Origin of the sequence: Actinomycetospora sp. (genome assembly GCF_036497245.1) — a bacterium.
In the GTDB taxonomy this organism is placed as follows: domain Bacteria; phylum Actinomycetota; class Actinomycetes; order Mycobacteriales; family Pseudonocardiaceae; genus Actinomycetospora.
Genome location: NZ_DASXJS010000019.1, coordinates 1 through 8048, shown reverse-complemented (window position 1 = coordinate 8048; position 8048 = coordinate 1). Strand labels below are relative to the sequence as shown.

Here is an 8048-nt window from a genome sequence, read left to right as displayed (position 1 = left end):
CGCGGTGGCCCCGGACGACAAGGTCACGGCACGGGAGCAGGTGGGGGCCTGGCTCGCCGGCGGCGGGGTCGACGGGGCGTGCGTCGTGGCGCTGCGCGTCAACGGCGCGGGCACTCCCTGGCACGACGACGACGTCGCGGCGGCCCGCGCGCACGGGGTCCCGGTCATGCTGCCGAAGGCGGAGTCGCCGGCGTGTCCGCCGGCACTGGCGGGCGCGGGCCTGCCCGTCGTGGCGCTGGTCGAGACGGCGTCGGGAGTGCAGGGCGCGGCGGAGGTGGCCCGCTGGCCGGAGGTGGTCCGGCTGGCCTTCGGCACCGTCGACTTCGCCACCGAGCTCGGGGTCGACCACGCCGACCGTGACGCCCTCGGGCACGCGCGCTCGGTGCTGGCGCTGGCCTCCCGGGCCACCGGGCTCGCCGCGCCCGTCGACGGCGTGACCGTGGCGGTCCGGGACGCCGCCCGGCTCACCGACGACTGCCGCCACGCCCTCGCCCGCGGGTTCACCGCCAAGCTCTGCATCCACCCGGCGCAGGTCCCGGTGGCCGCGGCCGCGCTCGCCCCGGACGCGGAGGCGCTGAGCTGGGCCCGGGCCGTCGTCGACGCGGCGGCCGGTTCGGCGGTGGCTGTGCTCGACGGCGCGCTGGTCGACAAGCCGGTGGTGGACCGCGCGCACTCGCTGTTGGCCCGCGCGGGCCGGGCCCGAGCGTGAGCGTGACCCGGGCCGGGCGGGCGCCATCGCGGGTACCACCCCAGGTGCCACCCCAGGCGCCACCCCAGGCGCCGGCGAGGGGCACGTCACGCAGGTCGTGGGGCTGTCGGAGCTGCCTGGTGTGCCCGTGACCGAGAGCCCGGTCGGGCGCGTGCCGGCGAGGGGCACGTCACGCAGGTCGTGGGGCTGTCGGAGCTGCCTGGTGTGCCCCTCGTCGAGGTGGTCACGGCAGCGCGGGTGCCGCGCGGTCTCCGCGCATCGGACGTCGGGAGTTCGGCGACCGACTCTTGTGCTCAAAACATCAGATGTTTAGCGTCGGGTGTGACTGGGACGACATCTGACCGAGCCCGTGCGGCGTCGGTCACGACGGGGCGGTGCGACGCGCGGCCCGGGAGGACGACAGCCGATGACCACCAGCACGGGTCCGACACAACCTCGCGACAGCTCCGCCGACGCCACTACCGAGGGCGGGCCGCCCGGTCACGGCGACCTCGCGGCGCGGCTCGACCGCCTCCCGGTGATCACCCGGACGCACCGCATGTGGGTCGTCCTCCTGGGTGCGCTGTTCGTCTTCGACCTCGTCGACCTCAACTCGTTCGCCTACGCGGCGCCCGCGCTGCGCACCCAGTGGGGCCTCTCGATCGGCACGATCGGGCTGATCACCTCGGCGGGCTTCGTCGGGATGTTCCTCGGTGCGATCGTCGGCGGCAGGCTCTCCGACCGGCTCGGCCGCCGGCCGGTCCTGCTCGGCGCGGTGTTCTTCTACTCGACCTTCTCGCTGCTCTCGGCCGCGTCGTGGGACGCGACCAGTCTCGGCGTCATGCGCGTGCTCACCGGGTTCGGGCTGCAGGCCATGACCGGGGTGCTGCTCGTCTACGTCAGCGAGATGTTCCCGCGGGCGCTGCGCGGCCGGTACCAGTCGCTGCTGCTCGCCGTCGGGCTCGCCGGCGTCCCGGTCGCGGCGTGGCTCGCCCGTCTGGTCGTCCCGCTCGGTCCGGGGACCTGGCGCTGGATCTTCGTCTTCGGCGCCCTGGGCGCGATCATCGGCGTCGTCGCGCTGCGCGTGCTGCCCGAGTCCGCCCGCTGGCAGGCCGCACGCGGCCGGAGCGCCGAGGCCGCCGAGCGGCTCGTCGCCAAGCTCGAGGACGAGGCGCGCGCGAAGACCGGCGAGCCGCTGCCCGCGCCGGTCGCCACGCCTGCCATCCCGCCCGCGTCGGTCCGCGATCTGCTGCACGGCGCGGCGCTGCGCCGCACGGTCGTCGCCTCCGCCGCGTGCGTGTTCCTCATCCTGTCCTTCTACGGGTTCACCTCGTGGGTCCCGACGCTGCTCGTCGAGCGCGGGTACAGCACCGCCGAGTCGTTGACCTACGCCTCGGTGCTCGCCATCGCGGCGGTGCCGGGCGCGCTGCTCGCGTTCCCGTTCATCGACCGGTGGGAGCGCAAGAACCTCGTCTTCGCGCTGCAGTGCGTGGTGGCCGTCCTGCTGCTGGTGTTCGGCCTGGTCGGCAACCCGGTCTGGATCCTGGTGTCGGGCTTCCTGGCCTCGATGCTCATGCAGACCGGCGTCGCGGTGCTCTACACCTACATCGCCGAGGTGTTCCCGCTGGCGCTGCGCGGGCTGGGCTCCGGCATCGCCAACGGGACCGGGCGCCTGGCCGGCGTCCTGGGCGGGGTGCTCGTGGCCGCGATCTTCACGGGGCTCGGCATGGCCGCCGTGTACGTGTACCTCGCCGTCGCCGCCCTGCTCATGGGCGTCGTGCTGCTGTTCTTCGGGGTGCGCACCAGTAACCGCACGCTGGAGGAAATCTCCGTCGGTTCCCTTGCCGATAAAACGTCAGATGTTTAGCGTTGCGAAGTACGACGGAGGGAGCACGATGACGGTGCAGGACGGCTGGCGCGGACGGTTCCTCGAGGACTTCGAGGTCGGTGACGTCTACCAGCACCCGCTGGGGCGCACGATCAGCGAGAGCGACAACACCTGGTTCACCCTGCTGACGATGAACACCAACCAGGCGCACTTCAACGCCGCGGTCGGGGAGTCCTCGGAGTTCGGGCGACGACTGGTGGTCTCGCCGCTCACCATCGCGATCGCGGTGGGGCAGTCGGTCACCGACACCACGCAGAACGCCTTCGCGAACCTCGGGATGGACGACCTGCGCCTGACCGCGCCGGTGTTCGTCGGGGACACCCTGTGGTCGGAGAGCCTGGTGCTCGAGGTGCGCGGCTCGAACAGCAGGCCGCACGCCGGGATCGTCACCATCCGGACGCGGACGCTGAACCAGGACGCCGTCGAGGTCCTCACCTTCAAGCGCACCTTCTACGTGCACCGTCGGGACTCGGCGGCCGCGGCGTCGCTGTTCCCGCAGGCCACGACGCCGCTCTCGCTGGAGAACGAGCCCGGGACGAACGCGGCGGTGCACGCGTGAGGCCACTCGAGGACGTCCGGATCGTGTCGCTCGAGCAGTACGGCGCCGGGCCGTTCGGCTCGATGCACCTGGCCGATCTCGGCGCCGAGGTCATCAAGATCGAGGACCCGGGCTCGGGAGGGGACGTGGGCCGCTACGTCCCGCCCTACGCGGGCGGCGAGGACTCGCTGTTCTTCGAGTCGTTCAACAAGAACAAGTCCTCGATGGTGCTCGACATCCGGACGGCCGCCGGCCGCGAGGTGTTCCACGATCTGGTCCGCTCGGCGGACGCGGTCTACTCGAACCTGCGCGGCGACGTCCCCGCGAAGCTCGGCATCCGCTACGCCGACCTGGCGGAGATCAACCCGCGGATCGTGTGCTGCTCACTGACCGGGTTCGGGATGACCGGGCCGCGCTCCGACGAGCCCGGGTACGACTACGTCCTGCAGGCCCTGGCCGGCTGGATGTCGGTGACCGGCGAGCCCGGCGGCGCCCCGCAGAAGGCGGGCCTGTCGCTGGTCGACTACAGCGGCGGGTTCGTCGCGGCGATCGCGCTGCTCGCGGGCATCCACCAGGCCCGGCGCGACGGCGTGGGCACCGACTGCGACCTGTCCCTCTACGACACCGCGGTCAGCCTCCTGACCTACCCGGCCACGTGGCACCTCACCGAGGGCTACCAGCCGACCCGCACGCACCACTCCGCGCACCCGTCGCTGGTGCCGTTCCAGGCCTTCGAGGCTTCCGACGGCTGGCTCGTCGTCGGGTGCGCCAAGGAGAAGTTCTGGCACCGCCTCACCGAGGTGATGGATCGCCCGGACCTCGCCGCGGACCCTCGCTTCGCGACGTTCGCCGACCGTGACCGGAACCGCGACGCCCTGGTGCCGCTGCTCGAGGACCTGTTCCGCACGCGGACCGTCGACGAGTGGCTCGACCCGCTCTACGCGGCCCGCATCCCCTGCGCGCCGATCCACGAGGTGGCCGGGGCGCTCGACGACCCGCACACCCTGGCGCGGGCCCTCGTCGTCGAGACCGAGCACCCGCGGTTCGGGACCGTGCGCTCGCTGCGCTCGCCGGTGCGCGTCGGCCCGCCCGGGGCCGACGTCGGGCCCGTCCGCCGGGGCCCGGACATGGGCAGTGACACCGACGCGGTGCTGACCGGCCTGGGGTACGACGCCGGGCGTGTCGCGTCGCTGCGCGCGGCCGGGGCCTTCGGGGCGCCCGAGGAGTCCCTCGCCGACGTGCCGCTCTCCCGCGCCGGCTCCGGCGCCGCGATCACCGTTCCCGAGGCGCCCTCGGCGCCCACCCGCTGACCCAGGAAGGCGTCCTCATGGACTTCCAGCTGTCCGACGAGCAGCGGCTCTACCGCGACTCGCTGCGTGACTTCGTCGACTCGGAGATCGTCCCCGTCGCCCGCGACTGGGAGCACGCGGGCCGGTATCCGACCGAGATCGTCGAGAGCATGAAGAAGCTGGGACTGTTCGGCCTGGCCATCCCCGAGGAGTACGGCGGTCTCGCCGCGGACACCGTCTCCTTCGCGCTGACCTTCGAGGAGATCTCGCGCGGGTGGATGGGCATCGCCGGCATCCTCGGCAGCCACTCGGTGTCCTGCTGGATGCTCGCCCACCACGGCACGCCCGAGCAGCGCGACCGTTACCTGCCCGAACTGGCGACCGGGCAACGTCGCACCGGGATCGCGCTCACCGAGCCCGGCGCGGGCACGGACCTGCAGGGCATCTCGACGGTCGCCCGGCGCGACGGTGACGAGTACGTCATCGACGGCACCAAGATGTGGATCACCAACGCGCGCTACGCGGACCCGCTGCCGGTGCTGGTGAAGACCGACCCGTCTGCGTCGCCCGCGCACCGGGGCATGAGCGTGCTGCTGATCCACGCGGACAGTCCGGGCTTCGAGGTGACCGCCGACATCGGCAAGCTCGGTTACAAGGGCACCGAGTCGTGCGAGGTGGTGCTGCGCGACGTGCGGGTGCCGGCGTCGCAGCTGCTCGGCGGGGTGGAGGGGCGTGGGCTGCAGCAGGTGCTGTCCGCGCTGGAGACCGGTCGGATCAACGTCGCCGCGCGCAGTGTCGGCCTGGCCCAGCGCGCCTACGACGAGGCGCTGTCCTACGCCCGCGAGCGCACCGCGTTCGGTCAGGCGATCGGTGAGTTCCAGGCCGTGCAGCTGCGGCTGGCCGAGATCGCGGTGCGGCTGCAGGCGGCCCGGCTGATGACCTACTGGGCGGCGTCGCGGATGGACGACGGGGTGCGGATGGACACCGAGTCCGGCATGGCGAAGATCTTCGCGTCGGAGGCGGCGCTGGAGTGCGCGACCGACGCGATGCGGATCCACGGCGGTTACGGCTACTCCACCGAGTTCGAGGTGGAGCGGCTGTACCGGGACGCCCCGCTGATGTCCATCGGCGAGGGCACCAACGACGTGCTGCGCGGGGTCGTCGCCAAGGCCCTGCTGGCCGGCGAGTCGGTCATCCGATGACCGGCCCGACGCCGCGCCCCGCCGCGGCCGAGCTGACAGCGCGGCCCGCCGCGGCCGACCCGACGCCGGAGGAGCTCGGGGTGCTGGCCGCGCGCCTTGGCTACCCGCTGGACGCCGACCAGATCACCGCGATGCACGCCGCCGTGCTCGCCACCGCCCCCGCGGTGACCCGACTGCGCGACCGCCCCTTGCCCGGCAACGACGCCACCGCACTGGCCACCACCGACCCCGCCCACGGAAACCGCTGGTCAGACCCCGTGAGTGGTATTGGTCGTCATAGCGACCAATACCACTCACAGCCCTTGACCAGCGGAATTGGGGAGGTGCTCGCGGGGTACCGGGACGGCGGTACGGAGCCGGTGGGCCTGGTGACCGAGGCGCTGGCGAAGTGCAAGCGGGTGCACGAGCGGCTGAACTGCACGATCGCCACCCTGGACGACCGCGCGCTGGCCGCCGCCGAGGACTCGGCCCGGCGCTGGGCGGACGGCCGCCCGAGGGCGCTGGAGGGTGTCCCGTTCGCGGTGAAGGACGTGATCGACGTGGCCGGGGTGCCGACCACGAACGGCTCGTGGGTGTACGGCGACCGGCCGGCGGCGGAGTCGGCGACCGTGGTGCGCCGACTGGAGGAGGCCGGGGCGATCCCGATCAGCAAGGACGCCACCACCGAGTTCGCCGTGGGCGGCCCGCACCCGCCGCGCTTCGGTGCCTGCCGCAACCCGTGGGACCCGGGGCGCTGGGCGGGCGGCTCGTCGACCGGGACGGCGGCCGTCGTGGCGTCGCGGGTGGTGCCGTTCGGGCTGGGCACCGACGTGGGTGGCTCGGTGCGGCTGCCGTCGGCGTGGTGCGGGCTGACCGGGCTCAAGCCGACCGCCGGGGTGGTGCCGCGCACCGGGGTGTTCCCGCTGTCGCCGACCACCGAGACGGTCGGCCCGCTGGCGGTGTCGGCGGTGGACGCCGCACTGGTGTTCGCGGTGATCCGGGGCCCGGACGGCCACGACCCGAGGATCGGCGCCCCGCCACCCTTCGAGCCGCCTGAATTGCCGGCCGACCTGGCCGGACTGCGCATCGCGCTACCGGGCGGCTACCTCACCGAGCTGTGCGACGGCGCCGTGCGGGACGGGGTGGCCGCCCTGGTCGAGGTGCTCACCGACGCCGGCGCGTCCGTGGTGGCGGGGGAGCTGCCGTCGGCCGCCGAGGCGCTGCCCATCGGCTACCAGATCGTGTTCACCGAGGCGGCCGCGCTGCACCGGGTGAACGCCGCGCGGTGGTCGGAGTACGACCCGGTGCTGGTGCGCCGGATCAGCCAGGGCATCACCACGCCGGCGGTCGACTACCTGCGCGCGCTGGCGTTCCGCGCCGAGCTGCAGCGCGAGCTGGACACGGTGTTCGCCGCCGCCGACCTGATCGTGGTGCCGACCTGCCCGTCCACCGCGCCCCGGCTGCCGGAGTGCGCCGTCGTGGTGGACGGCGTCGAGTACCCGCTGTACGCCGCGCAGTCCCGGTCGACGATGTTGGGCAACCTCACCGGAGCACCCGGGCTGGCCCTGCCCACCGGGTTCGCCCCGGACGGCTGCCCGGTGTCCGCGCAGCTGATCGCGGCGCCGCACCGGGAGGAGCTGGCACTGCGGGTGGCCCGGCTGTTCCAGGCGCGGACCGACCACCACCGTCGGGTACCCCCTGCTCCCGCTTAAATGTCTGACGTATTATCCATGTGGGGGTCGTCACAGCGTCGTGGCGGCCCCTCGATCCACCACTGGCCACGAGGAGTCCACCGTGACCCGGACCGCCCAGCTGTCCCTGTCCGCCACGGTGGCCGAGTTCGTCGCGGCGGCGCGCCCCGGGGACGTGCCGGACGAGGTGTACACCCGGGCCAGGCACCTGGTGCTGGACGCGGTCGGGCTGGCGTTCGCGTCCACGGCCTACGACTTCCCGTCGGTGGCCCGGGACGCGCTGCTGCGGCTCGGCGGGGCCGGTGCGCACCCGGTGCTCGGCCTGCCCGACCGGCTCTCGCCCCGGGATGCCGCCGTGCTCAACGGCGTGTTGATCCACGGTCTGGACTTCGACGACACACACATCCCGGCGGTCACCCACGTCACCGCCGGCGTGCTGCCCGCCGTGCTGTCGGCGGCCACCTCGGCCGGCGCCAGCACCCGGGACCTGCTGCTCGCGTACGTGCTCGGCGTGGAGGTGTCGGCCCGGGTGGGCATCGGCGGTGCCGGCGGGTTCCACGACGTCGGCTGGCACCCGACCGCGGTGGCCGGTGCGTTCGGCGCGGCGGTGGCGGCCGGCAAACTGGCCGGGTTGGACGCCGCCGCGCTGGTCTCGGCGCAGGGCGTGGTCGGCTCGATGTCCGGCGGGCTGCTGGAGTTCCTGGCGGACGGCTCCTGGACCAAGCGGCTGCACCCGGGCTGGGCGGCGATGTGCGGGCTGACCGCGGCGAGCT

General features: G+C 73.5%; 7 protein-coding genes. All 7 read left to right on the top strand.

The window, feature by feature from the left end; all coding sequences use genetic code 11:
- Nucleotides 1-709: HpcH/HpaI aldolase/citrate lyase family protein (locus tag VGI02_RS02805; protein WP_331625730.1), on the top strand; the 709-nt coding region annotated here is incomplete at its 5' end.
- A 406-nt stretch (nt 710-1115) separates the two neighbouring features.
- Nucleotides 1116-2555, top strand: coding sequence for an MFS transporter (locus VGI02_RS02800; RefSeq protein WP_331625729.1), 1440 nt, complete (start codon nt 1116-1118; stop codon nt 2553-2555).
- Nucleotides 2556-2583: 28 nt separating this feature from the next.
- Nucleotides 2584-3135: a MaoC family dehydratase gene (locus VGI02_RS02795; protein ID WP_331625728.1), complete on the top strand. Its 552-nt coding sequence runs from the start codon at nt 2584-2586 to the stop codon at nt 3133-3135.
- Entirely contained in the window at nt 3132-4424 is a 1293-nt protein-coding gene (locus tag VGI02_RS02790; RefSeq protein ID WP_331625727.1) for a CaiB/BaiF CoA transferase family protein, read from the top strand. Before VGI02_RS02795 ends, VGI02_RS02790 begins: the two co-directional genes overlap by 4 nt.
- Nucleotides 4425-4441: 17 nt before the next feature.
- Complete coding sequence (locus tag VGI02_RS02785; protein ID WP_331625726.1) at nt 4442-5605, top strand: acyl-CoA dehydrogenase family protein; 1164 nt, start codon at nt 4442-4444, stop codon at nt 5603-5605.
- Nucleotides 5602-7296 (top strand): amidase, encoded by a 1695-nt coding sequence (locus tag VGI02_RS02780; RefSeq protein WP_331625725.1) that lies wholly within the window; start codon nt 5602-5604, stop codon nt 7294-7296. The genes VGI02_RS02785 and VGI02_RS02780 overlap by 4 nt, the downstream gene beginning before the upstream one ends.
- Nucleotides 7297-7378: 82 nt before the next feature.
- Nucleotides 7379-8048, top strand: a 670-nt coding sequence (locus VGI02_RS02775) for an MmgE/PrpD family protein (protein WP_331625724.1), incomplete at its 3' end; no start/stop codon positions are given.

Coding starts and splice junctions, on each gene's coding strand:
- VGI02_RS02800 (WP_331625729.1), top strand. CDS start 1,116: ATGACCACCAGCACGGGTCCGACACAACCTCGCGACAGCTCCGCCGAC.
- VGI02_RS02795 (WP_331625728.1), top strand. CDS start 2,584: ATGACGGTGCAGGACGGCTGGCGCGGACGGTTCCTCGAGGACTTCGAG.
- VGI02_RS02785 (WP_331625726.1), top strand. CDS start 4,442: ATGGACTTCCAGCTGTCCGACGAGCAGCGGCTCTACCGCGACTCGCTG.
- VGI02_RS02780 (WP_331625725.1), top strand. CDS start 5,602: ATGACCGGCCCGACGCCGCGCCCCGCCGCGGCCGAGCTGACAGCGCGG.